Here is a 23,602-nt window from a genome sequence, read left to right on the forward strand (position 1 = left end):
GCTACACAAGCCCGGCCAGCGCAAACGCCTTGAAGATAGCCAGCGAAATCATTATAGCGGTAAGCGGCGTCGCCACCCAGCCGAAGATTATGTCCCGTATAACGGACCTCTCAACCCCCTCTCCGGCCAGTATTCCAACGCCGACGACGCCCCCAACTATGGACTGGCTAGAACTCACTGGAAGACCCATAAGGTTGGCAAGGCTCACCGCTATCGCCGAGCCGAACTGGGCCGCGAAGGCCGAGATCGGTCCCAGGGCTGTTATCTTCTTTCCGACGGTGTGCATCACGGCGTAGCTGAAGGTAAGCGCTCCCATCGAGAGGGCTATCGCCCCGAAGATGCCCGCGACCTTCGGCTCCATAAAACCGGCGCCCACTAGGGGGCCCGAGGCGTTGGCAACCTCGTTCGTCCCGAAGTTGAAGGCCATATAGGAGCCCCCAAGGATGGCGAGGGCTTTGTATAGGGCTTCAATCGTCGAGACGCTTTTGATTCTAGAAATCACCCACGAATAAAATCTGAAGAGCAGCATCGCCAGGATTCCAGAGAGTATCGGGGAGATCACCCAGGCGGCGGCTATTTTGACGAGCGTGTACCAGTTCACGGGGGCGTGGGTAGCGAGTCCGACCCCTATAACTCCCCCGACTATTGCCTGGGTGGTGGAAACCGGAAGGCCCTTAACAGTCGCTATCGTCACCCAAACGCCCGCAGCCAAGAGCGCTATAACCGCCATCTCCATCGTGAGGTAGCCCTCAGGGACTATGCCCCTCCCCACGGTCTTCATGACCTTGTAACCCCGCAGATAAGCTCCCATCAGGACGAATACTGCTATCGTGAGGGTGGCCTGGCGGAAGCTGAGTATCCCCGCGCCGACAGCCGTGCCCATGGCGTTGGCCGAATCGTTGGAACCTATGTTCCATGCAATGTAGAATGCCACCGCTATCGCCGCCACCGCTAGACCGTCCATGGATACCACCTATATAGTCTATATATTCTCCATTGAGGAGGGAAGTTAAAAATTTTGCCAAAAGGAGGGCGAACTTTTTTCGAGAAATGATGCCCCAATTAAGCCATTGACGACTGACAACGTTCATGCATACCCAAAGACAGCTGCCGAAGGGCGGTTAAGCCAATACCGAAACTTAAATAAATGCATTGGATGAATAAAGTTTGACAAACTTAAGGAGGCAGGAATGATGATAGAGATCCGTTTTCACGGTAGAGGTGGACAGGGCGCAGTTACCGCCGCCAACATACTAGCCTCAGCTGCTTTCCTTGAGGGCAAGTACGTCCAGGCGTTCCCGTTCTTCGGCGTTGAGAGGCGTGGAGCGCCGGTCACGGCATTCACCAGGATCGACGAGAAGCCAATAAGGATAAAGACCCAGATCTACGAGCCCGATATTGTCGTTGTTCTTGACCCGAGCCTTCTTGACACCGTTGACGTTACCGCGGGTCTCAAGGACGGCGGGATAGTCATCGTCAACACCGAGAAGAGCAAGGACGAGGTTCTTGCCAAGCTCAAGAAGAAGCCGGCCAAGCTGGCCCTGGTGGACGCGACGACCATAGCCCTCGACGTTCTTGGCCTGCCCATCACCAACACCGCAATCCTCGGCGCCGTTGCCAAGGCCACCGGTGTCGTTACGCTGGAGCACGTCCAGAAGGCCATCCAGGACGTCTTCTCAGGAGCCCTTGGCGAGAAGAACGCCAAGGCCGCAGAGGAAGCTTTCAACAAGACTGTCCTCTACGAGCTCTGATTCTCTTTCCTTCATAATCCTTCAAAGGGGTGAAAAGCGTGAACACGTTGTTTGGTGAAAAGAAAGAAGGGGCAACCAAAATCGTCCTCAGCTCCGTGGACGAGTATCCGGAAGCCCCCGTAACGTTGGGTACGACACTCTCCAACTTCACCGGCGACTGGAGAACCTTCATACCGGTCGTTGACGACAGCAAGTGCGTCAAGTGCTACATCTGCTGGAAGTTCTGTCCCGAGCCGGCCATATTCATCCGCGAGGACGGCTACGTTGGTGTGGACTACGACTACTGTAAGGGCTGCGGCATCTGTGCGAACGAGTGCCCGACCAAGGCAATAACAATGGAGAAGGAGGAGAAGTGAGATGGCGGAGTACAAACCAATTAGGAAGGTTGTGAGCGGCAACTACGCCGCCGCATACGCCGTCAAGCACGCCCGCGTCCAGGTCGTCGCGGCCTATCCGATCACTCCCCAGACGAGCATCATCGAGAAGATAGCCGAGTTCATAGCCAACGGTGAAGTCGAGAACCTTGAGTACGTTCCCGTTGAGAGCGAGCACTCCGCTATGGCCGCCTGTATAGGTGCGAGCGCGGCCGGAGCGAGGACCTTCACCGCCACCTCCGCTCAGGGCCTGGCTCTGATGCACGAGATGCTCCACTGGGCCAGCGGCGCAAGGCTTCCTGTTGTGATGGTTGACGTTAACCGTGCCATGGCTCCCCCGTGGAGCGTCTGGGACGACCAGACCGACAGCCTCGCCCAGCGCGATACCGGCTGGATGCAGTTCTACGCCGAGAACAACCAGGAGGTCTACGACGGCGTGCTGATGGCGTTCAAGATAGCCGAGACCGTCAACCTCCCCGCGATGGTCGTTGAGAGCGCGTTCATACTGAGCCACACTTACGACGTCGTTGAGATGATTCCACAGGAGCTCGTTGACGAGTTCCTCCCGCCGAGGGAGCCGCTCTACGACCTCACCAACTTCGAGAAGCCCTTCTCAATAGGCGCCCTCGGAACTCCAGCGGATTACTACGAGTTCCGCTACAAGATCCAGAGGGCCATGGAGAAGGCCAAGGAAGTCATCCACGAGGTCGGTAAGGAGTTCGGTGAGCGCTTTGGAAGAGACTACAGCCAGATGATAGAGCTCTACAGGACTGACGACGCTGACTTCGTCTTCATGGGCATGGGTTCACTCATGGGAACAGTCAAACAGGCCGTTGACGTTCTCCGCGAGGAGGGCTACAGGGTTGGAGCTGCTAAGGTGCGCTGGTTCAGGCCCTTCCCCAAGGAGGAGCTCTACGAGCTCGCCAAGAACGTTGAGGGCATTGCCGTTCTCGACAGGAACTACTCCTTCGGTATGGAGGGCATACTCTTCACCGAGGCCAAGGGAGCGCTCTACAACACCAGGGCGAAGCCGCTCATGAAGAACTACATCGTCGGCCTTGGAGGAAGGGACTTCACCGTCAGCGACGTCAGGAAGATAGCCGAGAACATGAAGGCCATCATCGATAAGGGAGAGCTTGATGTAGAGGTGGACTGGTACCACCTTAAGAGGTGAGAACGATGGAGATTCCCGAGAACGTTAAAAAGAGATTGAGCATCCCCGCCGAGGAGCACTTTTACGCCGGCCACACGGCCTGTCAGGGCTGTGGTGCTTCCCTGGGACTCCGTTACGTCCTTAAGGCTTACGGAAGGAAGACCATCTTTGCCATCCCGGCGTGCTGTTCGACCATTATCGCCGGCCCATGGCCCTACACCGCCCTAGAGGCCAACCTGTTCCACACCGCCTTCGAGACCACCGGTGCCGTCATAGGAGGTATCGAGGCGGCCCTCAAGGCGAGGGGCTTTAAGGTCAAGGGCGAGGACGGGATAATGGTAGTCGGCTGGGCCGGTGACGGCGGTACCGCCGACATAGGCCTTCAGGCACTGTCGGGCTTCCTTGAGAGGGGGCACGATGCCGTCTACATCATGTACGACAACGAGGCCTACATGAACACCGGAATACAGAGGAGCTCCTCAACCCCCTACGGAGCCTGGACCACCAACACCCCAGGCGGAAAGAAGCACTTCCTTGAGAGGAGGAATAAGAAGAAGGTCATCGACATAGTCATCGCCCACGAGATACCCTACGCAGCGACCGCCAGTATCGCTTACCCCGAGGACTTCATGAGGAAGCTCAAGAAGGCTCAGAAAACGCCGGGGCCGAGCTTCATACAGCTCTTCGCCCCGTGCCCGACCGGCTGGCGCTCACCGACCGACAAGAGCATTGAACTTGCAAGACTCGCGGTTCAGACGGCCTACTTCCCGCTCTTCGAGTACGAGAACGGCAGGTACAAGATCAACATGCCTTCAACCAAGAAAGAGCCCAAGCCCATCGAAGAGTTCCTCAAGTACCAGGGCAGGTTCAAGTACATGACAAAAGAAGACATTGAGGTGCTCCAGCAGTGGGTTCTCCACGAATGGGAGAAGCTCAAGAAGCTCGCCGAGGTCTTCGGCTGAGCTTTCCATCTTTAATCCCTCGCAAGGTTTAAGTTCCAATCTGATAATTCACCCGAGGTGATACGCATGGCCGAGAGTCCGTTTAAGGCCGAGATTGAGAGGGTTCAGAAGGAGTATAGCGAAAAGATGACCCCCGGGGCCATAGCAGTAATTCCGGGGAGCAGCGTCGTCAACAAGACCGGTTCCTGGCGTGTCTTCATGCCGGAGTTCAACAGGGACAAGTGCGTTAGGTGCTACCTCTGCTACATCTACTGCCCGGAGCCGGCTATCTACCTTGATGAGGAGAACTACCCGGTTTTCGACTACGACTACTGTAAGGGCTGCGGCATCTGTGCAAACGAGTGCCCCGTTGAGGCTATCGTGATGGTTAGGGAGAGCAAGTGAGGTGGTGAAAGATGCCGATTAGGAAGGTTATGAAGGCTAACGAAGCCGCCGCCTGGGCGGCCAAGCTGGCCAAGCCTAAGGTCATAGCGGCGTTCCCGATTACACCGTCAACCCTGGTTCCCGAGAAGATTAGTGAGTTCGTCGCCGACGGCGAACTTGACGCCGAGTTCATCAAGGTCGAGAGCGAGCACTCAGCGATTTCAGCCTGTGTCGGTGCCTCAGCTGCCGGAGTTAGAACCTTCACCGCAACCGCTTCCCAGGGTCTCGCCCTCATGCACGAGATACTCTTCATCGCCGCCGGCATGAGGCTTCCGATAGTCATAGCCGTCGGAAACAGGGCTCTGAGCGCCCCTATCAACATCTGGAACGACTGGCAGGACACCATCAGCGAACGCGACACCGGCTGGATGCAGTTCTACGCCGAGAACAACCAGGAGGCACTTGACCTCATCCTGATAGCCTTCAAGGTCGCCGAGGACGAGCGCGTTCTTCTCCCTGCCATGGTCGGCTTCGACGCCTTCATCCTCACCCACACGGTCGAGCCGGTCGAGATACCCGACCAGGAGCTCGTCGACGAGTTCCTCGGAGAGTACGTTCCGAAGCACGCCTACCTCGACCCGAGCAGGCCGATCACACAGGGTACCCTCGCCTTCCCGGCCCACTACATGGAGGCTCGCTACACCGTCTGGGAGGCCAACGAGAACGCCAAGAAGGTCATCGACGAGGTCTTCGCCGAGTTCGAGAAGAAGTTTGGAAGAAAGTACCAGAAGATCGAGGAGTACAAGACCGACGACGCAGACATAATCTTCGTCACCATGGGCTCCCTCGCCGGAACCGTCAAGGAGTACGTTGACATGCTCCGCGAGAAGGGAGTCAATGTCGGCGCCGCGAAGCTCACCGTTTACAGGCCGTTCCCGACAGAGAAGGTCAGGGAGCTCGCGAAGAAGGCCAAGGTTCTGGCCCTGCTTGAGAAGAACGTCACCTTCAGCGTCGGTGGAGCACTCTTCCAGGACTTCAGCAGGGCACTCATCAACGAGAGCGAGAAGCCAAAGATAGTTGACTTCATCCTCGGCCTTGGAGGCAGGGACGTCACCTTCAAGGACCTCGACGAGGTTCTCAGCATATCCAAGAAGGCCCTCGCCGGAGAGGAGTTTGAGGAAGTCAACTGGGTAGGACTTAGGAAGGAGATACTGTGAGGTGAGGAAGATGGCCGTTAGAAAGCCCCCCGTTACCACTCGCGAGTACTGGGCGCCGGGTCACGCCGCCTGTGCCGGCTGTGGCTGTGCCGCTGCCCTCAGGCTTGCCACCAAGGCATTTAGCGAGGCCATGGAAGAGAAGTACGGTGATCCAAACGCCTTCGCCATAGCCCAGGCCACCGGATGTATGGAGGTCGTTTCAGCCGTCTTCCCGTACACCGCATGGAAGGCCCCGTGGGTCCACGTGGCCTTTGAGAACGCGGCCGCCGTTGCCAGCGGTGTCGAGGCCGCATGGAAGAAGGTGGGCAGAAAGGGCAAGATACTGGCAATAGGCGGAGACGGCGGTACCGCAGACATCGGTATGCAGGCCCTGAGCGGTATGCTGGAGCGCTGGCACAACGTGGTTTACCTCATGTACGACAACGAGGCCTACATGAACACCGGAATACAGAGGAGCTCCTCAACCCCCTACGGAGCCTGGACTACGACTTCTCCGCCCGGAAAGTACTCCATCGGTGAGGACAAGCCCAAGAAGTGGGTCGCCCTCATCGCGGCAGCACACCAGATACCCTATGTCGCCACCGCCAGCGTGGCCAACCCCTACGACTACATCAGGAAGATGAAGAAGGCCGCCAAGATCGACGGTCCGGCGTTCATCCAGGTCCAGTGTACCTGTGTTCCGGGCTGGCGCGCCCCGCCTGAGAAGAGCATTGAGATAACCAGGCTCGCCATCGAGACCGGTGTCTGGCCGCTCTTCGAGATCGAGAACGGCGACTTCCACAACATCAAGATACAGGCCCCCGGAGGAGGGGCAAAGGTCAAGCGCGAGGGAGGCCGCGTTGTAGCCATCGAGTTCAAGAAGCCCATCGAGGAGTACCTCAAGCTCCAGGGAAGGTTCAAGCACCTCTTCAAGCAGCCAGAGGCAATTGACCAGCTACGCGAGCAGATCAAGGCGATGTGGAAGGTTCTCGGCGTTGAAGTCACCCTCCCGAAGCCGGAGGAGTGATTTCCTCCCTTTTCTCTTGTGCTTTCTTGTGAAAATTTTTACACAGATTTGTCCAGGAGTGCCATATTTTGAGGCAAAGCTTTTAAGCCCTTAGGGGAACCTAACCCAGAGGTGGTTAAAAATGACGATAAAGACTCCCCCAACACTCAACATAGCCGGACTCGGCGCTGATCCGCTCACACAGAGGATAAACGAGAAGCAGGAAAAGTGGAAGTACAAGATAGCCGTCCTGAGCGGCAAGGGAGGCGTCGGAAAGAGCACCGTCGCCGTCAATCTGGCAGCGGCGCTGGCGAAGAAGGGCTACTTCGTGGGCATCCTTGACGCCGACATACACGGCCCGAACGTCGCCAAGATGCTGGGAGTTGATAAGGAGGAAGTGCTCGCGGAGAAGCTCGAAGACGGAAGGTTCGAGATGATACCGCCGATGAACGACTTCCTCGGACAGACGACGCCCATAAAGGTCATGAGCATGGGATTTTTGGTTCCGGAAGATCAGCCGATAATCTGGCGCGGCTCTCTCGTTACAAAGGCGATAAAACAGCTCCTCGGCGACGTAAAGTGGGGCGAGCTTGACTTCATGATAATCGACTTCCCGCCCGGAACCGGCGACCAGATACTCACAGTCACCCAGACGGTAAAGCTCGACGCGGCCATAATAGTCACCACCCCCCAGGAGGTCGCTCTGCTCGACACAGGTAAGGCAGTGAACATGATGAAGAAGATGGAAGTCCCATACATCGCCGTTGTCGAAAACATGAGCTACCTCATCTGTCCGCACTGCGGCAACGAGATAGACCTCTTCGGCAAGGGAGGGGGCAAAAAGCTCGCCGAGAAGGAGGGTGTTGACTTCCTGGGCGAGATACCGATAGACCTCAAGGCCAGGGAAGCGAGCGACGCCGGAATCCCGATAGTCCTCTACGAGGACACCGTGGCGGCCAAGGCCTTCATGGAGATAGTGGAGAAGCTCGTCACGAAGCTCGAAGGGATGAGGGGCGAAGAGAGCTCCAAAGAGGAATGAACCTTTTAAATCTTCCCCGATATTTTAAACGGGCGCGGCTCAGGCCGGCAGGTGCCGAAGCGATGGGGCCGCGCTGGGCCAGGCTACATTAACTTTTTAACCACTTCCCTCTATCTCATCGGGAGGGAGAGCATGAAACGGGCCCTCATTCTAATCGCGTTCATCCTCATCGCCGCCCTTCCACCAGTTTCCGCCGAAGTGTTAAGCTATTATCCCAGTCAAAGTGCGTTTCAGGCGTTTCTCGACTCAAACTCATCGTACACCGTCGTTGCCGGCGACGAAAGCTGGGCAAAGGGCTGGGCGTATTACGTCGATGAGAGACTCCAAACGATAAAGCCACGCGGCAACGATACCGTTGTTCTCGTCGGCAACGTCCGCAACAACCCCCTAATGGCGAGGGTATGGAATCAGACAGGTCTTCCCGAAAACGCCTCCCTTCTCCCCTCCATCATCGTCCTCAATGGCACGGTTCTCATAACCGGCTCCGAGGACAACATCTACATGACGGAAAGGGCCTTCGGAGAGCTCTGGAACCCCCCAAGGAGCTCGGTGGTGGCGTTTTCTTTCATCTCCCTCTTGATATTTATAATCTTCGTCATCTGTCTGAGCCGCGATAACAGCCACGCCGGGAGCTTTTATCTCCTCGCCTCTTCCCTCCTCGGCCTCTGGTACCTCACCGCCAAGAGACCCGTCCCGACCGAGGGGTTCCTGCGCCATCTCCTGCAGGGACTGAAGTTCGCCGCGGGAGGCTCGCCGAACTCACCGCTGAGCGCGGTAATGGGGGCCATGTTCAGGGTTATACCCCCGATAGAGGAGAACATAGTGTTCATCCACTGGATCCTCATTCTGCTCATAGTATCCTTCTCTTTCTACCTCGCCCCCAAGCGGGCTCGTGAGCTCGGCTTTATGATATTCGGACTCATCTTTGTTTCTCCAATGTTCAGGGAGAACCTGTACCGCATCAACGGCAGCGCCCTCGGCCTGGCGGCCCTGGCAATAACCCTCGCGATAATAAGCAACGTGACGTTCTCCCCGGAGAGGTGGAAAGCACTGCTCCAGACTTTCGTCCTCTCGATCTTCACGCTCCTGGCGATAGCAATAAACCCTTATCTGGTTCTCATCCCAATAATCTTCGTCCTGACGTTCCCGAAGAGACACCTCCGGAACTATGCATACCTGATGATAACCGGCATCGGAGTCTTTCTGATGTACACGCAGTTCGGCCTGCCCCCGGGAATACCCAGGAGCATAGACCCCAACGGATGGAGATACCTCGAAAGGTTCCTCTTTAACAGCTCCCTTGCACTAGCCGCAATGGCCTATGCGACCGTAAAAGGCAGGAGAAGAATAAAGATGAAGGGACAGACGGCTTTTCTGTCGCTGATGACGGCGGTGTATCTGCCGATAGCCCTCTTCGTGCCCCCGATGTTCCCGTACTGCTTCATCCTGCTGGCGGCACTCACCATCAGGCTGATCCACGGCTTCACTCCCGGAACTTGATTGCACCGATGAGGGTTCCCCGAAGATGTGGGCCGATCTCCTTTATTATCCCCGGCGCTTGAGTGCCCTTTTTGAGTATGAGGAGGGTCTCCATAAGGCCCAGCTCTTCTATGCGCTTCACGTCCCTTCCGTGGCCGGTGCGGATCAGCGCCTTCTCCACGTTCTCGCTTATCGTCCCAGTGATGAATAGCTTGTCGTAGCCGTCGCTTATCCAGCCCTTTATGCGCCTCAGCTGGGCGTCGCTGAAGGCCAGCTCGACCTCCCTGGCACCGAATTCAACGTCGGTCACAACGACCTCAACGGGCAGGTTGTCCATCCAGCCGAAGTCCCGTATCATCCGCCTAACCGGGATGTCACCGAAGGTCTCCTTCAGGTAGTAGAGGGGAAGCAGAGCGTCCTTCGGCCTGGGGGTGAATATTCCGATGTCCACGTAGGCACCGTAGCCGACCTTACCCAGGTCAACGAACCTGCCCCGATAGGTTTCCCCCTCCTTAACGGCGCTCAGTCTGTAGGGGACTTCCCCAAACTCCTCACGGACGAGGTTCGCACTTATCTCCTCGTCCTCACCGCTCAGAGAAACCTTGACCCAGTTCTTTTTCACCGCCGAGAGCTTCCATTCAACTTCCAGGTCTCCAAGGAGGGCTTTCAGCTTCTTATCAAGCTTGAGAAAACCACTCCTGTCTCCGTAAACCTTCTCAAGAATAACTACTTCCCGCATACTCACCATCCCCGAAGTTCATTCAACGGCCATTCAAACATTCTCACTTCTTCTTCCTGGGCTTCTTCCTGAGGCCGAGTTCTACCTCAAGCTCCTCTATGCGCTTCTGGAGCTCCTCAACGACGGCAGTGTTGTCGTACTGCATGAGCATGGCACCGCATATCGGGCACTGGAACTCGTACTCCATGGCCTCGTCGAAGGTTAGCTTAGGATGTCCCGGCGTGCCGCAGTGGTAGTAGATCTCGCTGGTCTCTTCATCGAGCATCTCCTTGAGCTTCTTCAGCTCGGCCATCTTCTTTGCCCGGATAATCTCCGGGAGGCGCTTGGTCTCAAGGCGCCAGTAGTAGTAATACCAGCCGGTTTCCTTGTCCCTTATGCGCTTGAACTCCGCCAAACCCTGGTCGTAGAGCATGTAGAGAACCTTTCTGACGGTGTTGACCCTAATGCCAGTTATCTCGGCGAGCTCCTCGTCGGTGGATTCCTTCTTCTTTTCAAGAGCCTTGATTACCTCAACGGCCTCCTCCCCGCCCATGTCCATTGCAAGCTCAAGGAGCTCCTTGTTCCTTCTCCTTGCCACAACCACGACCTCCAGAGAATATTTAACGGAACTGACTTTTAGCGCATAAATACTGTCCAATAACAAACTATGTGAGCTGGAGTATATATAGGTTTTTGTCATATTTCCAACGCCAGTGAACAGAAAAGAACGTTGGATGGACTAATCGGTGAAGTACTCATTGAGGAGCTCCTTTGCGGATGGCTTGTAGAGCTCTAAAACCTCGATGTCCTCGATGACGTTGCCCTCCCTAAGACGGAGCTTCACCTTGCCACCGTAGACCTGAAGGTCATCAAGCATGCCGTATATCGCGTCCTCGGCCTCAAGGGGGGTCTTAAACTTCATTATGTACTCCTCACCATCTGACAAAATAAGCTTGACCCAGTACTCGTTTTTCCTCTTGAAGGGGCGGGTGATTTTCGGCTTAAAGTTGTCGATTATGATTTCCAAGTGCTCCACCTCCAGCCCAAAGACTTTTTGGCCTCCCTAAGGCTTTTAGGGTGCGGATTTTTAAGGGTTTCCTAAAGGACCCTTAGATAAAATGATGTCGGCCATTATTTAAACGTTATGAGACAAGATTTTTATTGAAGTTCACAAACTCGATAGGGGCTGTGTTATGTGGACGATAGAGGCCGAGGGGCTTAAAAAAAGCTATCCAAAGAAGATCCCCCTCCCTTTCAGAAAGGTGGAGTGGGTGGAGGCCGTAAGGGGCGTCAGCTTCAAAGTTAAGAGGGGGGAGCTCTTCGGGCTCCTCGGGCCCAACGGTGCGGGGAAGACCACCACGATAAAGATGCTAACGACCCTTCTGGAGCCCAGCGGAGGGACTGCAAGGGTTCTGGGGCTGGACATACGGGGAAACACCAGGGAAATCAGGAGGAGGATAAACTTCGTGGCAGAGGGCGAGAGAACCCTCTATTGGCGTCTATCCGCCTACGAGAACCTCAAGTACTTCGCCAGAATATACTACGTCCCAAAGAGGGATGAGAAGGAAAGGATAGAACGTCTCCTCAAACTGGTGGGCCTCTGGGAGAGGAGGAACGACCTGGTGATGAACTTTTCCAGGGGTATGAAGCAGCGCCTGGCCATAGCAAAGGCTCTCATAAACGATCCGGAGGTACTCTTTCTGGACGAGCCCACCCTGGGCCTCGACGTACAGAGTGCGATATTCGTGAGGGAGTTTGTGAAGAGGCTCGTGAAGGAGGAGGGCAAAACGGTTCTTCTCACGACCCACTACATGGCCGAAGCGGAGGAGCTGTGCGACAGGATAGCGATCATCGACCACGGGAGGATAATAGCCATGGACACCCCCGAGGGCCTGAAGAGGCTCGTTAAGGACGAGGAAACCGTCGAGATCAGGGTAAGGGAGCTGAACCCCAAAAGCCTCGGAGAGAGCCCATTCAGCATGGCCGTAGTGGAGGAGGACACCTCAACCGGAACCGTGAGGCTCAGGGCCCAGGTTGACGAGGAAGACCTCCCCCGGCTCGTGGAATGGCTCGTAAAACGGGGCGCTAAGGTGCTGTCGGTCAAGAAAATGGAGCCAACCCTTGAGGACGTCTTCATCAAGCTCACCGGGAGGGGGCTGAGGGATTGATACTGGCCGTTGTGGAGAAGGAGTTCCGGATGTTCTTCCGCTACCCCCTGAGGGTCATAAGCTCGATCCTCGTGGGGATAGTCTTCCTCCTCCAGTTCGTTTACTTTGGACAGGCAGTTCTGGGGGGCAGGTACTCGGCACTGCTTGAGGCCTCCACCGGAATGGGGGACTACCCCACCTACGCCCTCATAGGCTACGTCCTCTGGTGGGTCTCAGTTTCACCGATGGAGGCCTACGTCTGGGGCGTCAGGCGGGAGCTCCAGAGGGGGACCTTTGAAACCAACGTCCTGTCCCCTGCGAGACTCATCAGCCTGCTCTTCGGACTCTCGCTGAGCTGGCTCCTCATGGACTCCCTCCTCATGGCGATAGTCTTTGCAATGGGGGTGGTAATCTTCAACATCCCCATAACCGCGGTCATCGTACTGAAGTCCCTGCCTGCCATAGCGGCGTCACTTCTGGCGTTTTTGGGCTTCGGCTTTGTTTTTGCCGGCCTGGTTATGCTTCTGAAGAACATCGGGCCATTCGCCCAGATATTCGAGTTCGCAATGCTGTTCCTGTCCGGAGTCTTCTTCCCACTCACCGTCATGCCAGCGCCCATCCAGGCGCTCTCCAACCTGTTCCCGCTGACCCATTCAGCACGAATCGTCAGGGCGCTCTTTGCCGGGGGAGGATACTCCGCCGTTGGAAGCTCCGTGGCGTGGCTCCTGTTCCTGATACCCGCTTACTGGGCCGTTGGCTACCTGCTCTTCCGGTGGGCAGAGAGAACGACGAGGGTGATCGGATATGGTGGCTACTGAGCTCAGGGCCCTCTGGGGGGTAGCCGTTAAAAGCTGGCGCATCTTCCTCGGCTACAAGCTCTGGTTCATCAGCGACATAGCCCTTGGCTTCTTCTTCGTTGGACAGGCACTTCTCATAGGGATAGGCCTCACCGGGGAGCGGAACTCCGAGGCCCTCCGCGAGCTGACCGGCTACTCAGACTACGTGACCTTTGCCGTCCTGGGATTTATGGTTCTTGGGTTCGGGCTGACCTTTCTCAGCGGTTTCGTCTGGAGCGTTGTCGACGAGCTCTACGCCGGAACCCTGGAGTACTCGTTCGCCGCCCCAATGAGGAGGATAACCTTCTTCCTCGGCAACGTCCTCACGAGACTCCTCCTCTCATTCGCGTACATGGCGGTTTACGTTCCCCTTTTCGTACTCATGTTCGGGCTGAACTTCGACATCGTGGCGTTCTCAAGGGCTATCCCCGTGCTCCTGATAGGGGCCGTCGGGATGGTGGGGATGGGGATGACCGCCGCAGGGATAGTGCTCTACCTGAGGGATCCGGGACCTTTCATAAGCATACTTGAAATGCTGGTGTTCGCACTGAGCGGTGCAATGTATCCCATCTCAATACTCCCTGGCGGGCTCCAGTTCCTGGCCAGAATACTCCCCTACGCACCCACAACCGAGGCCGTGAGGAGTGTCGTTGCCCATGGTTACGGGGCGGCGGCGGGGGAGATAGCCTACCTCTCAGTTCTCTCGGTAGCATACGGCCTTCTTGGCTACCTGACGTATAAATGGAGTGAAAAACAGGCAAGGACAGTTGGTCTCAAGGCCTACTGAAGGGCAGCTCGATCCCCGTCTCCTCTGCAACTTTTACGACCCTCTCAAGTGGAACCACGGCACTCCTCGCGCCGACCTTCTGGACGGTGAGGTACGCCAGCACCATGCCCAGCCTTGCGGCTTCCTCCAGCGACCAGCCGTTGAGAACCCCGTAGATTACGCCCGCGTCGAAGGAATCCCCCGCACCGGTTGAGTCCACAACCTTGGCACTCAGCCCCCTCACCTCGTGCACGTTTCCATACTCGTCCCTCACCAGCGCCCCCCCGCCGTTGAGGGTCACCACGAGGTTCCTTGCCTCCGAGAGAGAAAGATCCAGAGAACCGAACTTCCGCCTGTACTCGTCTTCGTTCATCATCAGGTAATCCACCTTTCTCTCAATCTCGGGAGGAAGCTCCGCCTCCCCTATGTCGAGGGAGACCGTTATGCCGTTGTCGCTCGCGAAGTTCACGACCTCAACTATGGTCTCCGGAGGGTTAGAGGATAGGTGAACGTGCCTCGTCGTCGAGAGATAATTGAAATCCACCTCCTTCATCCGGTTGGCACCCGGGTACTTCACTATCCTCTTGTCCTCACCGCGTATCATCGCCACGGCCACACCGGAGGGAACGTCGACGACCTTTATGCCGCCGGTGTCCACACCGAGCTTTTTGAAGTATGCCAGGTGAGCCTCACCTATCTCGTCCCGACCAACGGCACCTATATAGCCCGTCTTCAACCCAAAGGTGGCCAGCCAGCTTATCGTGTTTGCAGCTGCGCCGCCCAGACCGAAAAAAGCTTCTTTGGCGTTGACCTTCTCGTGGAACTCGGGAAAACGCTCCATCAGCATTATGATGTCGTAGTTCAGATTCCCAATGCCCACCACATCAAATCTGACCACAGGCCTCACCCCCTGAGTGAGATGATACGCCGGACTTCGTTAATAATCTTGCGGACGGTAGGGAAGGGAAAGATTTAAATATCCATTCCTACCCACATATGAGTAAGAGGTGAACAAAAATGATGCTTGTATTGGAGGCCTACTTCAAGAACTACCCTGCCAGAAGGAAGGTAGCCGAGTTTCTCTTTGAAAACGGCCTCAGCGTAAAGAACGGCAAGATATACCTTCGGAACGTGGAGGTTCCCATAAGCGAGCTCGCCAGGGTCATAGGGGTCAACAGGAAGATAGTCTATCACACCATAGAATACATTGAGAAGACCTATCCCCTCAAGCTCATCTTTGAGAGGCTCAATCCCCTGCCGAGCCTGATAGAGGTCGCCCCCCTGATGGGGTGGGAGGTTCTGGAGATAGAGCTGGACAAAGAGGGCTACCTCCGGGGCTTTTCCGAGGTTCTCGCCCTGCTCTCGGACAACGGCGTTTCGGTAATGGAGGTGTTTAGCAGAAACCTCCGCGAAGAGCCCACGAAGCTCTACATAGTGATAGACGGAACCCTGCCCGTTGAGGTCTTCATGCGCATCAAGGAGATGGAGGGTTTCAGGAAGCTCATACTCCACACGCCCGAGAAGGATAAGGAGAGGTTCGTCTGCAACTACTGCGAGGTCAAATACTGCCCAAAAAGGGTTCTCATCGAGAGGTTTGAGGCTACCCCGTGACTTTAAAGCCTTCCAGCCCCTCCGGTTCCTCCCATTTTACATCCACCCTCGTTACCCTGGCAAGCATCGGGCCCTGGTGCGCCCAGCCGATGAGCGCTTCCACCCTTTCGGGGTCACCCTCAATAACGGCCTCGACGGTTCCATCGGGCAGGTTCCTTACCCAGCCGCTGAGACCGAGTTTTCTCGCTTCCCTCTGCATGCTCCACCTGAAGCCAACCCCTTGAACGCGTCCGTAGATTCTAAGGTGAGCCCTCACCCGCTCCATACCTCATCCCGTTGATGATACCCCCACAACCGATTTAAGCTTATCCATCGAGTTCAGAACAGGGTGGGGGACATGGAGATGATATTCGTCTACACGACCTTCCCGGACTGGGAGAGCGCCGAAAGGATAGTGAAGACCCTGCTTGAGAAAAAGCTCATCGCCTGCGCCAACCTCAGGGAGCACAGGGCGTTCTACTGGTGGCAGGGGAAGATTGAGGAGGACACCGAGGTCGGTGCCATACTCAAGACGAGCGTCGAGAAGTGGAAGGAGCTGAGGGAGGCCATAAAGGAGATGCACCCCTACACCGTTCCAATAATAGCCCGCATCGAGGTCGACAAGGTGAACGGTGAATACGCTGAGTGGCTTGAGAAGGTGCTGACATGATAAGGAAGGTCAAGCCCCAGATCCGCGTCGTAGGGTTTGACGATGGGACGTTCTCTTTTTCTTCCAAACTCAGAGGGGAGAAGACCATTCTAGTGGGAGTTGTCATGAAGGGCTCTCAGGAAGTCATGGGAGTCCTCTCGCGCTGGATAACCGTTGATGGAAACGACGCCACCGACGCAATGATAGACGCCGTCAACTCCTCCAGGTTCAAAGATCTGAGGCTAATTCTCCTCAAGGGGATAACCTACGCGGGTTTCAACGTCGTTGACCTGGAGAGGCTCCACGGGGAGACGGGTCTTCCGGTGGTAGTCGTTATCAGGAAGAGGCCGGACATGGAGGCGATGGAAAGGGCGCTAAGAAAGCACTTCAGTGATGCCGAGGAAAGGATAGAACTCCTTAGAAAATCGCCTCCCCTCCTGGAGCTCATCCCGGAGAGGCTCTACATCCAAGTGGTGGGAATCGAGGGAAACAAAGCCTCCGAAGTCGTCAGGGTCACGACCCGAACCGGGCTCGTCCCGGAGCCCCTCAGGCTGGCACACATGATAGCGAGCGCCGTTATGAGTGGAGAAAGCACCCGGGAGTAAGTTTATAAGAGAGCCGAAGAAAGAGAGAAACGGCCGATGATGGCAACAGGGTAGCTACCGAATCTTGATGTGGAAGCCGTTCCAGTCTGAGGCTAATCGCACGGCACCAACAGTACCGGGACTTTTGAGTCCCTCATGACCCTCTCCGCGGTGCTTCCAAGGAGCAGATCCTTCAGAAAGTTCCTGCCCTTCTTGCCTATGACTATCAGCGTGGCGTTCTTTGCGATGGCCGTCCCTATTATCGCCTGACTGGCACTGCCCACGAGAACCTCAACGTCAAAGTGGGCCTTCACGCCCCGGGCGGACTTCCTGAGGTTAATCTTCGCCACCTCTATGTTGTGCTCAAGCTCGTCCATCTTCCCGTAGTCCACGGAGTGCACGAGGATTCCCCGTTCTATGAGCTCCTCGAACTCCCTCACGGTCTTGACTATCTTTACCGAGCACTTCGAGAAGTCAAGTGCAACCAGGGGGCGCTTGAATATTGTCGAACAGTCCACCGATGGCTCAAAGCCGTCGTCCTTTTTCTGGTACTTCAGGAGGAGAACCGGCCTTCTGGTGGCCCTGGCAAGGTTGGAGGCGGTGCTTCCCATGAACATCGTCCTCCAGATGTTCTCACCAACGCTTGGGATGACGACGAGGTCTATGTCCCTTTCCTCCGCCACCTCTGCTATCTCTATGGAGGGAATCCCTATCCTGACTATCGCGTTCACATCCACACCCTCAGTCCTGAGCTCTTCGGCGAGCTTCTCAAGCTTCTCGCGGTAGATGTCCTCAAGCTCAAAGGCCTCGAACTCGGCGATGGTTATGTCAACAACGTGGATGAGGTGAAGCTCCCCAACTCCCATGGAGATGAGCTTCGGGATGCAGGTGCGCAGGGCGTGCAGGGAAACGTCCGAAAAGTCGGTCGGGTACAAAACCTTCTCAAACATCTTGGACACCTCAGTATTAATTTGGACGTTGGTGCTTATTATCGTTATCCATTCAATTGGAAAGGGTTATAACGCTCAGAGCGAACTCTCAACGGTGATAGCTATGGTTAAGAGGGTTCACATCTTTGACTGGCACAGGGAGAACGCGAAGAAGGTCGAGGAGTTCGCCGGCTGGGAGATGCCCATCTGGTACTCCAGCATAAAGGAGGAGCACCTAACCGTTAGGAACGGCGTCGGAATCTTCGACGTCTCCCACATGGGAGAGTTCATCTTCCGCGGTAAGGACGCCCTGGAGTTCCTTCAGTATGTGACCACCAACGACATTTCAAGGCCCCCGGCGATAAGCGGAACCTACACGCTCGTCCTCAACGAGAGGGGCGCTGTAAAGGACGAGACGCTGGTCTTCAACATGGGCAACGACACCTACATGATGGTCTGTGACAGCGATGCCTTCGAGAAGCTCGACGCCTGGTTCAACGCGATAAAGCGCGGAATCGAGAAGTTCGGCGAGCTTGACCTTGAGATTGAAAACAAGACCTACGACATGGTAATGTTCTCCATCCAGGGCCCGAAGGCGAGAGACCTCGCCAAGGACCTCTTCGGCATCGACATCAACGACCTCTGGTGGTTCCAGGCAAAGGAGGTCGAGCTCGATGGGATCAAGATGCTCCTCTCAAGGAGCGGCTACACCGGTGAGAACGGCTTTGAGGTTTACTTCGAGGACGCCAACCCCTATCACCCGGACGAGAGCAAGCGCGGGGAGCCGGAGAAGGCCCTCCACGTCTGGAAGACCATCCTCGATGCCGGGGAGAAGTACGGCATAAAGCCCGCTGGACTGGGAGCGAGGGACACCCTCAGGCTTGAGGCCGGCTACACGCTCTACGGCAACGAGACCAAGGAGCTCCAGCTCCTCAGCACCGACATCGACGAAGTTACGCCCCTCCAGGCCAACCTCGACTTCGCCATCTTCTGGGACAAGGAGTTCATAGGAAAGGAGGCCCTCCTCAAGCAGAGGGAGCGCGGCCTCGGCAGGAAGATGGTGCACTTCAAAATGGTTGACAGGGGCATTCCGAGGGAGGGCTATGCCGTCTACGCGAACGGCGAGCCCATAGGAGAGGTAACCAGCGGGACCAGCTCCCCGCTCCTCGGAATTGGCATTGGGATAGCCTTCGTGAAGGAGGAGTACGCCAGGCCTGGCGTCGAGCTGGAGATAGAGATAAGGGGCAAGCCCAAGAAGGCCGTAACCGTTGCTCCGCCCTTCTACGACCCCAAGAAGTACGGAGCCTTCAGGGAGGAGTGATTCCTCCCGTTTTATTGTCTTCTCCATCCCCCGATTTTTCCTTAATCACCCAAAATCCTTTAGGTAATGGGGGCGTTACCTGGTAACGGGGGCAGAACCGAATTTTATTCAGGAAACCAAAATCGCTGGATTTATATTTCCCGAGAATGAGTTGGAGCTATGTCCAGAAAACACGCCGTCGGCGCGGTGCTCCTCTGGTCAACCGTCGCGAGCGCCTTCAAGCTCTCGCTGCGCTACATGAGCCCCCTCCAGTTACTCTTATACGCTTCCCTGACTTCACTCATCGTATTTGGCTTTCTTTACTCCAGGGAGTTCTCGCTGAGGAAAGAGAACCTTCGCTCCGCCTATCTGGGCTTAATAAATCCGCTCCTCTACTACACCGTGCTCTTCTCGGCCTACGACAGGCTTCCGGCACAGGAGGCGCAGGCGCTCAACTACACCTGGCCTCTCATGCTCGTCCTGCTCTCGATCCCCCTCCTCGGAAAGAGGCCGGGAGCGAGAACGGTGCTGGGACTCTTCATAGGCTTCCTTGGGGCATTGGTTGTGGCCACGAAGGGAAACATAACCGGCCTGAACTTTTCGGATCCGGTTGGCGTCGCCCTCGGTCTGGGGAGCGCGGTGATATGGGCGAGCTACTGGATCCTCAACCTGCGCGATGACAGGCCACTCATCGAGAAGATGTTCTGGAACTTCCTCTTCGGGTTCGCTTACGTTTCGGTGGTTCTCGCGCTATCGGGCCGGCCTGCCGTTCCTCCAGCGGAAGGCCTCGTCGGGGCGGCCTACGTCGGCCTCTTCGAGATGGGTATCACGTTCCTCCTCTGGTACAGGGCGGTCGAGGGCGACATGGCCTTCGCCTCAAACCTGGCCTACCTCGTGCCCTTCCTGAGCCTCTTCTTCATCTCCCTCGTCGTCGGGGAAGGCATCGCCCCGGCAACGGTGCTGGGGCTGGCGATGATAGTGGGCGGTATAATCATCGGAAAGAGATAGCAAAACTTATAAACTCGGCTTGGGTAGGTTAAGCCGGATGGGGGCGTGGTGTAGCCTGGTCCATCATCGCGGGCTCCAGAGGTATGAGGACTTGCGGGTTTGCTGATTTGGGGATGAGCCTTTGGAGCTCTGACCCGGAGAAACCCGCGGACCGGGGTTCAAATCCCCGCGCCCCCACCATTGAAATCCTTCTGACGGAAGTTCCATTGGGGCTTGAGTGCCTTTTTCAGTAGGTTCCTGTTTGTGTTTCTTGCCATCGGCCGCCACCAACCACTTGAAGGGGATGTAACTCCCCATGTGCCCCCTTGGTTGGGACATTTTGGCCGGCCCGAACGGGCAGGATTATTTGTCCGGCTAGGGCTTTTCTGAAGTCTCCGCCAGCCTTTGTCAGAGGGTACTCGTCAAACTTCCAGAAAAAGGACTGCCAGCCTTTGCAAAGGTTCAGTGGGAGCGGAAGTTTTATTAACTTTGACTCATAAAAAGTTTACGAGGTGGTATCATGGAGGAGCCCATAAAGATAGGCCACGACAAGTTCTACATCGGCGAGGGAGAAACGGCCAGAAGGGAGCTCCGCGTGGTTAAGGTTGGTGACGACGTGATCCAGGTTCAGGAAGAGGTCCACGGCATCATAGCCCTCGTTGGTGCAAGCTCAAGCGTCAACATAAAGAAGGAAGAGCTCAAGAACCTGATCAAGGTTGCCAAAGAGGAGTTCGGATGGACCGACATCTGCGAGTGAATCTCTCTTTTTTCCGCCGAATCCCGGCTTTGCCGTCTCCATGAGTATCATTGGCGGTGATATTAACGTTTTATAAGCATAAAAGTGCTTAAAAGCCATCGAGGTGATTGCCATGGCAGTTGGAGAGAAGATAACGATCAGCGTTATAAAGGCCGACATCGGCGGCTGGCCCGGACATTCGAGGGTTCATCCCCAGCTTGTCGAGACCGCCGAGGAGGTTCTTGCCAAGGCCCGGGAGGAGGGCATGATAATCGACTTCTACGTCGCCACATGTGGAGACGACCTTCAGCTCATCATGACCCACAGGAAGGGTGTTGACAGCTCCGAGATACACGGTCTCGCCTGGAAGGCCTTTGAGGAGGCCACGAAGGTCGCCAAGGAGCTCGGTCTCTACGGTGCCGGACAGGACCTCCTGAAGGACGCCTTCAGCGGCAACATAAGGGGAATGGGTCCAGGAATAGCTGAGATGGAGATAACCGTGAGAAAGAGCGAGCCTGTAGTTACCTTCCACATGGACAAGACCGAGCCCGGTGCCTTCAACCTTCCGATATTCAGGATGTTCGCAGACCCGTTCAACACCGCCGGGCTCGTGATAGACCCCAACATGCACATGGGCTTCCGCTTTGAGGTCTGGGACATAAAGGAGCACACGAGGGTTACCCTCAACACTCCCGAGGAGCTCTACGACCTCCTCGCCCTCATCGGCGCCAAGTCAAGGTATGTCATCAAGAGGGTCTTCCCCAAGGAGGGCCACAAGATACCGAAGGACGAACCGGTCGCCGTCATAAGCACCGAGAAGCTCTACGAAATAGCCGGCGAGTACGTTGGAAAGGACGACCCGGTAGCCATCGTTAGGGCTCAGAGCGGCCTTCCGGCACTCGGAGAGGTTCTTGAGCCCTTCGCATTCCCTCACCTGGTCAGCGGCTGGATGAGGGGCTCACACAACGGCCCGATAATGCCCGTCCCGATGCACATGGCCAACCCGACCAGGTTCGATGGACCTCCAAGGGTCGTCGCCCTCGGCTGGCAGATAAGCCCCGAAGGAAAGCTCGTCGGCCCGGTTGACCTCTTCGACGACCCGGCCTTCGATGGGGCCAGGCAGAAGGCCCTTGAGATCGCCGAGTACATGCGCAGGCACGGCCCGTTCGAGCCCCACAGACTCCCGATGGAGGACATGGAGTACACCACCCTCCCGGGAGTTCTGGAGAAGCTCAAGGACAGATTCGAGCCCGTCGAGTGATTTCCTTTTCCCCTTTTCTGTCCGTAAAATCTTATAACTCCAGACCACCATAGCCATCAATATACACTCCCAGTGCAGGGTGAATGGGAATGTACACCGGTGGTTGAAATGAGCGGGGACATGTTCATTCTCTCCCTCGACGAGGGAACCACAAGCGCCAGGGCAATAGTTTTTGACAGGGAGGGTAACGTTAGGGGGATAGGCCAGTACGAGTTCCCACAGCACTACCCGAAGCCCGGCTGGGTTGAGCACAGGCCGGACGAGATATGGGATGCCCAGTTCAGGGCGATAAAGACGGCGCTGGAGAGGGCTAAAATCGGGCCGGGGCAGATAGCGGCAATAGGCGTCACCAACCAGAGGGAAACGACGATAGTATGGGACAGAAACGGCAAGCCCCTCCACAACGCCATCGTCTGGCAGTGCAGGAGAACCGCCAAGATGGTGGAGGAGATAAAGAGGGAATACGGGGACGTAATCAAGGAGAAGACAGGCCTGGTTCCGGACGCCTACTTCTCGGCAAGCAAGCTCAAATGGCTCCTCGACAACGTCCCGGGACTCAGGGAAAAGGCCGAGAGGGGGGAGGTCCTCTTCGGGACAGTGGATACATTCCTCATCTACCGCCTCACAGGGGAGCACGTGACCGACTACTCCAACGCTTCCAGGACGATGCTCTTCAACATCAAGAAGCTCGACTGGGACGATGAGCTGCTGGAGCTCTTCGGGATTCCTGAAGAGGTCCTTCCCGAGGTCAGGGAGTCGAGCGAAGTGTACGGTTATACAAAGGGAGAGCTCCTCGGAGCCGAAATACCCGTGAGTGGGGATGCCGGCGACCAGCAGGCGGCCCTGTTCGGTCAGACCGCTTTTGAAGCGGGAATGGTGAAGGCCACCTACGGAACCGGGAACTTCATCCTGGCAAACACCGGCAAAACCGTCCGCTATTCCGACAACCTTCTCACGACGATAGCGTGGGGGCTCAACGGAAAGGTCACCTACGCCCTTGAGGGGAGCGTCTTCATAACCGGCGCAGCCGTCCAGTGGCTCCGCGATGGGGTAAGGATCATAGGAAGTGCTGGGGAGACCGAAGAGCTCGCAAGAAAGCTCGAAAGCAACGAGGGCGTTTACTTCGTCCCTGCCTTTGTTGGCCTCGGGGCGCCCTACTGGGACCAGTTCGCCAGGGGTTTGATAATCGGGATAACGCGTGGAACCGGGAGGGAGCACCTGGCGAGGGCGACGCTGGAGGCGATAGCCTACCTGACCCGCGACGTGATCGAGGAGATGGAGAGGCTCGTTGGTATAAAGGAACTGCGCGTCGACGGGGGAGCGACGGCGAACGATTTCCTCATGGAGTTCCAGGCTGACATACTCGGAAAGCCCGTCATAAGGCCTGTCGTCAAGGAAACCACTGCCCTCGGGGCGGCCTACCTTGCAGGACTGGCCGTGGACTACTGGGAGGGTATGGAAGAGATAAGGGATCTCTGGAAGGCTGAGAGGATATTTGAACCAAAGATGGACGCGGAGACCCGGGAGAGGCTCTACCGCGGCTGGAAGGAGGCCGTGAAGAGGGCGCTGGGGTGGGCGAAGGTCACAGGGACTTGACGGGAGCACCACCCGTCCCTTCACCTTTCACCGTTTTGAACGGGCTGGAAGGGCTGGCTGTTCTGCCGGGCCGCCGAAAACAGGGAAAGGACACTTCAGTCCATTGCTCCAATGTCCACCAATGTGCTGCCTTTTTATGCCCAGATATGTTCTCTGCGTGCCGCTGAAAGGAACTTGAGG

At 56.4% G+C, this 23,602-nt stretch carries 27 protein-coding genes and 1 tRNA gene; 21 read left to right on the top strand and 7 right to left on the bottom strand.

Translation table 11 applies throughout. The features are described from left to right. Position 1: 1 nt before the first annotated feature. Positions 2-964 carry an inorganic phosphate transporter gene (locus tag F7C11_RS08630; protein WP_297092795.1) on the bottom strand — a complete coding sequence of 321 codons (963 nt, stop codon included), beginning with the start codon at positions 962-964 and terminating at the stop codon, positions 2-4. 229 nt (positions 965-1,193) lie between these two features. On the opposite strand from F7C11_RS08630, the gene F7C11_RS08635 reads away from it, so the two are divergent. The 9 genes from F7C11_RS08635 to F7C11_RS08675 all read left to right on the top strand — a co-directional run bounded on the left by F7C11_RS08635 (position 1,194) and on the right by F7C11_RS08675 (position 9,344). Next, positions 1,194-1,751, top strand: coding sequence for a pyruvate/ketoisovalerate ferredoxin oxidoreductase subunit gamma (locus F7C11_RS08635; protein ID WP_297092939.1), 558 nt, complete (start codon positions 1,194-1,196; stop codon positions 1,749-1,751). 38 nt (positions 1,752-1,789) lie between these two features. Then, positions 1,790-2,107: a 3-methyl-2-oxobutanoate dehydrogenase subunit delta gene (locus F7C11_RS08640; protein WP_297092796.1), complete on the top strand. Its 318-nt coding sequence runs from the start codon at positions 1,790-1,792 to the stop codon at positions 2,105-2,107. Position 2,108: 1 nt separating this feature from the next. Continuing rightward, on the top strand, positions 2,109-3,299 hold the full coding sequence (gene porA, locus F7C11_RS08645) for a pyruvate ferredoxin oxidoreductase (RefSeq protein WP_297092797.1): 1,191 nt from the start codon (positions 2,109-2,111) through the stop codon (positions 3,297-3,299). Between the two features lie 5 nt (positions 3,300-3,304). Beyond that, positions 3,305-4,240, top strand: coding sequence for a 3-methyl-2-oxobutanoate dehydrogenase subunit beta (locus F7C11_RS08650; protein WP_297092798.1), 936 nt, complete (start codon positions 3,305-3,307; stop codon positions 4,238-4,240). A 66-nt stretch (positions 4,241-4,306) separates the two neighbouring features. Continuing rightward, on the top strand, positions 4,307-4,624 hold the full coding sequence (gene porD, locus F7C11_RS08655; protein ID WP_297092940.1) for a pyruvate synthase subunit PorD: 318 nt from the start codon (positions 4,307-4,309) through the stop codon (positions 4,622-4,624). 11 nt (positions 4,625-4,635) lie between these two features. After that, the gene (gene porA, locus F7C11_RS08660; RefSeq protein ID WP_297092799.1) at positions 4,636-5,820 is read left to right on the top strand and encodes a pyruvate synthase subunit PorA; all 1,185 of its coding nucleotides are present in this window, start codon (positions 4,636-4,638) and stop codon (positions 5,818-5,820) included. Between the two features lie 10 nt (positions 5,821-5,830). Then, on the top strand, positions 5,831-6,826 hold the full coding sequence (gene porB, locus F7C11_RS08665; RefSeq protein ID WP_297092800.1) for a pyruvate synthase subunit PorB: 996 nt from the start codon (positions 5,831-5,833) through the stop codon (positions 6,824-6,826). A 121-nt stretch (positions 6,827-6,947) separates the two neighbouring features. Continuing rightward, a complete protein-coding gene (locus F7C11_RS08670; protein ID WP_297092801.1) occupies positions 6,948-7,844 on the top strand; it encodes an Mrp/NBP35 family ATP-binding protein in 897 nt (298 codons plus the stop codon). Positions 7,845-7,976: 132 nt separating this feature from the next. Beyond that, positions 7,977-9,344, top strand: coding sequence for a hypothetical protein (locus F7C11_RS08675; RefSeq protein ID WP_297092802.1), 1,368 nt, complete (start codon positions 7,977-7,979; stop codon positions 9,342-9,344). Here F7C11_RS08675 and F7C11_RS08680 read toward each other — a convergent pair. The 3 genes from F7C11_RS08680 to F7C11_RS08690 all read right to left on the bottom strand — a co-directional run bounded on the left by F7C11_RS08680 (position 9,328) and on the right by F7C11_RS08690 (position 11,068). Further along, complete coding sequence (locus tag F7C11_RS08680) at positions 9,328-10,062, bottom strand: DUF2110 family protein (protein WP_297092803.1); 735 nt, start codon at positions 10,060-10,062, stop codon at positions 9,328-9,330. The genes F7C11_RS08675 and F7C11_RS08680 overlap by 17 nt on opposite strands. Positions 10,063-10,105: 43 nt before the next feature. Continuing rightward, complete coding sequence (gene tfe, locus F7C11_RS08685; protein WP_297092941.1) at positions 10,106-10,639, bottom strand: transcription factor E; 534 nt, start codon at positions 10,637-10,639, stop codon at positions 10,106-10,108. A 141-nt stretch (positions 10,640-10,780) separates the two neighbouring features. Further along, complete coding sequence (locus F7C11_RS08690) at positions 10,781-11,068, bottom strand: hypothetical protein (RefSeq protein WP_297092804.1); 288 nt, start codon at positions 11,066-11,068, stop codon at positions 10,781-10,783. A gap of 166 nt (positions 11,069-11,234) precedes the next feature. Here F7C11_RS08690 and F7C11_RS08695 point away from each other — a divergent pair, with 166 nt between their 5' ends. Genes F7C11_RS08695 through F7C11_RS08705 form a run of 3 tightly spaced genes read left to right on the top strand, consistent with a single transcriptional unit; the run spans position 11,235 to position 13,811 of the window. After that, positions 11,235-12,209 carry an ABC transporter ATP-binding protein gene (locus F7C11_RS08695; protein WP_297092805.1) on the top strand — a complete coding sequence of 325 codons (975 nt, stop codon included), beginning with the start codon at positions 11,235-11,237 and terminating at the stop codon, positions 12,207-12,209. Then, positions 12,206-13,006 (top strand): ABC transporter permease, encoded by an 801-nt coding sequence (locus F7C11_RS08700; RefSeq protein ID WP_297092806.1) that lies wholly within the window; start codon positions 12,206-12,208, stop codon positions 13,004-13,006. Before F7C11_RS08695 ends, F7C11_RS08700 begins: the two co-directional genes overlap by 4 nt. Further along, a complete protein-coding gene (locus tag F7C11_RS08705; protein WP_297092807.1) occupies positions 12,993-13,811 on the top strand; it encodes an ABC transporter permease in 819 nt (272 codons plus the stop codon). Before F7C11_RS08700 ends, F7C11_RS08705 begins: the two co-directional genes overlap by 14 nt. On the opposite strand, the gene F7C11_RS08710 is transcribed toward F7C11_RS08705, so the two are convergent. After that, the gene (locus F7C11_RS08710; RefSeq protein WP_297092808.1) at positions 13,798-14,688 is read right to left on the bottom strand and encodes an ADP-dependent ribose-1-phosphate kinase; all 891 of its coding nucleotides are present in this window, start codon (positions 14,686-14,688) and stop codon (positions 13,798-13,800) included. The two genes, F7C11_RS08705 and F7C11_RS08710, sit on opposite strands and share 14 nt — an antisense overlap. A gap of 119 nt (positions 14,689-14,807) precedes the next feature. Between F7C11_RS08710 and F7C11_RS08715 the strand changes: the two genes are divergently transcribed. Continuing rightward, positions 14,808-15,401, top strand: a complete 594-nt coding sequence (locus F7C11_RS08715) for a regulator of amino acid metabolism, contains ACT domain protein (RefSeq protein ID WP_297092809.1) — start codon at positions 14,808-14,810, stop codon at positions 15,399-15,401. Here F7C11_RS08715 and F7C11_RS08720 read toward each other — a convergent pair. Continuing rightward, the gene (locus F7C11_RS08720) at positions 15,391-15,666 is read right to left on the bottom strand and encodes an acylphosphatase (RefSeq protein WP_297092810.1); all 276 of its coding nucleotides are present in this window, start codon (positions 15,664-15,666) and stop codon (positions 15,391-15,393) included. The two genes, F7C11_RS08715 and F7C11_RS08720, sit on opposite strands and share 11 nt — an antisense overlap. 72 nt (positions 15,667-15,738) lie before the next feature. Here F7C11_RS08720 and cutA point away from each other — a divergent pair, with 72 nt between their 5' ends. Together cutA and F7C11_RS08730 are read left to right on the top strand one after the other, a co-directional pair. Then, on the top strand, positions 15,739-16,050 hold the full coding sequence (cutA, locus tag F7C11_RS08725) for a divalent-cation tolerance protein CutA (protein ID WP_297092942.1): 312 nt from the start codon (positions 15,739-15,741) through the stop codon (positions 16,048-16,050). After that, positions 16,047-16,634: a DUF99 family protein gene (locus F7C11_RS08730; protein ID WP_297092811.1), complete on the top strand. Its 588-nt coding sequence runs from the start codon at positions 16,047-16,049 to the stop codon at positions 16,632-16,634. Before cutA ends, F7C11_RS08730 begins: the two co-directional genes overlap by 4 nt. A gap of 92 nt (positions 16,635-16,726) precedes the next feature. Here the strand turns inward: F7C11_RS08730 and F7C11_RS08735 are convergent, their stop codons facing one another. Then, positions 16,727-17,563, bottom strand: coding sequence for a universal stress protein (locus tag F7C11_RS08735; protein WP_297092812.1), 837 nt, complete (start codon positions 17,561-17,563; stop codon positions 16,727-16,729). Positions 17,564-17,666: 103 nt separating this feature from the next. Here F7C11_RS08735 and gcvT point away from each other — a divergent pair, with 103 nt between their 5' ends. The 6 genes from gcvT to glpK all read left to right on the top strand — a co-directional run bounded on the left by gcvT (position 17,667) and on the right by glpK (position 23,422). Continuing rightward, positions 17,667-18,863, top strand: coding sequence for a glycine cleavage system aminomethyltransferase GcvT (gene gcvT / locus F7C11_RS08740; protein ID WP_297092943.1), 1,197 nt, complete (start codon positions 17,667-17,669; stop codon positions 18,861-18,863). A gap of 159 nt (positions 18,864-19,022) precedes the next feature. Next, positions 19,023-19,850 (top strand): DMT family transporter, encoded by an 828-nt coding sequence (locus tag F7C11_RS08745; protein WP_297092813.1) that lies wholly within the window; start codon positions 19,023-19,025, stop codon positions 19,848-19,850. Between the two features lie 39 nt (positions 19,851-19,889). After that, positions 19,890-20,030, top strand: a tRNA-Trp gene (locus tag F7C11_RS08750). Positions 20,031-20,349: 319 nt separating this feature from the next. Beyond that, on the top strand, positions 20,350-20,586 hold the full coding sequence (locus tag F7C11_RS08755) for a hypothetical protein (protein ID WP_297092814.1): 237 nt from the start codon (positions 20,350-20,352) through the stop codon (positions 20,584-20,586). Between the two features lie 112 nt (positions 20,587-20,698). Beyond that, positions 20,699-21,826, top strand: coding sequence for a fructose-1,6-bisphosphate aldolase/phosphatase (gene fbp / locus F7C11_RS08760; protein WP_297092815.1), 1,128 nt, complete (start codon positions 20,699-20,701; stop codon positions 21,824-21,826). A 108-nt stretch (positions 21,827-21,934) separates the two neighbouring features. Continuing rightward, complete coding sequence (glpK, locus tag F7C11_RS08765; RefSeq protein ID WP_297092816.1) at positions 21,935-23,422, top strand: glycerol kinase GlpK; 1,488 nt, start codon at positions 21,935-21,937, stop codon at positions 23,420-23,422. The last annotated feature ends 180 nt before the right edge of the window (positions 23,423-23,602 follow it).

Source organism: Thermococcus sp., from assembly GCF_015521605.1.
Classification (GTDB): domain Archaea; phylum Methanobacteriota_B; class Thermococci; order Thermococcales; family Thermococcaceae; genus Thermococcus.

Bases quoted from the DNA above. Each gene is read 5' to 3' on its own strand.
- F7C11_RS08630 (WP_297092795.1), bottom strand. From the start codon at position 964: ATGGACGGTCTAGCGGTGGCGGCGATAGCGGTGGCATTCTACATTGCA.
- F7C11_RS08635 (WP_297092939.1), top strand. From the start codon at position 1,194: ATGATAGAGATCCGTTTTCACGGTAGAGGTGGACAGGGCGCAGTTACC.
- porA (WP_297092797.1), top strand. From the start codon at position 2,109: ATGGCGGAGTACAAACCAATTAGGAAGGTTGTGAGCGGCAACTACGCC.
- F7C11_RS08650 (WP_297092798.1), top strand. From the start codon at position 3,305: ATGGAGATTCCCGAGAACGTTAAAAAGAGATTGAGCATCCCCGCCGAG.
- porD (WP_297092940.1), top strand. From the start codon at position 4,307: ATGGCCGAGAGTCCGTTTAAGGCCGAGATTGAGAGGGTTCAGAAGGAG.
- porA (WP_297092799.1), top strand. From the start codon at position 4,636: ATGCCGATTAGGAAGGTTATGAAGGCTAACGAAGCCGCCGCCTGGGCG.
- porB (WP_297092800.1), top strand. From the start codon at position 5,831: ATGGCCGTTAGAAAGCCCCCCGTTACCACTCGCGAGTACTGGGCGCCG.
- F7C11_RS08670 (WP_297092801.1), top strand. From the start codon at position 6,948: ATGACGATAAAGACTCCCCCAACACTCAACATAGCCGGACTCGGCGCT.
- F7C11_RS08675 (WP_297092802.1), top strand. From the start codon at position 7,977: ATGAAACGGGCCCTCATTCTAATCGCGTTCATCCTCATCGCCGCCCTT.
- F7C11_RS08680 (WP_297092803.1), bottom strand. From the start codon at position 10,062: ATGCGGGAAGTAGTTATTCTTGAGAAGGTTTACGGAGACAGGAGTGGT.
- F7C11_RS08695 (WP_297092805.1), top strand. From the start codon at position 11,235: ATGTGGACGATAGAGGCCGAGGGGCTTAAAAAAAGCTATCCAAAGAAG.
- F7C11_RS08705 (WP_297092807.1), top strand. From the start codon at position 12,993: ATGGTGGCTACTGAGCTCAGGGCCCTCTGGGGGGTAGCCGTTAAAAGC.
- F7C11_RS08715 (WP_297092809.1), top strand. From the start codon at position 14,808: ATGATGCTTGTATTGGAGGCCTACTTCAAGAACTACCCTGCCAGAAGG.
- F7C11_RS08720 (WP_297092810.1), bottom strand. From the start codon at position 15,666: ATGGAGCGGGTGAGGGCTCACCTTAGAATCTACGGACGCGTTCAAGGG.
- cutA (WP_297092942.1), top strand. From the start codon at position 15,739: ATGGAGATGATATTCGTCTACACGACCTTCCCGGACTGGGAGAGCGCC.
- F7C11_RS08730 (WP_297092811.1), top strand. From the start codon at position 16,047: ATGATAAGGAAGGTCAAGCCCCAGATCCGCGTCGTAGGGTTTGACGAT.
- F7C11_RS08735 (WP_297092812.1), bottom strand. From the start codon at position 17,563: ATGTTTGAGAAGGTTTTGTACCCGACCGACTTTTCGGACGTTTCCCTG.
- gcvT (WP_297092943.1), top strand. From the start codon at position 17,667: ATGGTTAAGAGGGTTCACATCTTTGACTGGCACAGGGAGAACGCGAAG.
- F7C11_RS08745 (WP_297092813.1), top strand. From the start codon at position 19,023: ATGTCCAGAAAACACGCCGTCGGCGCGGTGCTCCTCTGGTCAACCGTC.
- F7C11_RS08755 (WP_297092814.1), top strand. From the start codon at position 20,350: ATGGAGGAGCCCATAAAGATAGGCCACGACAAGTTCTACATCGGCGAG.
- fbp (WP_297092815.1), top strand. From the start codon at position 20,699: ATGGCAGTTGGAGAGAAGATAACGATCAGCGTTATAAAGGCCGACATC.
- glpK (WP_297092816.1), top strand. From the start codon at position 21,935: ATGAGCGGGGACATGTTCATTCTCTCCCTCGACGAGGGAACCACAAGC.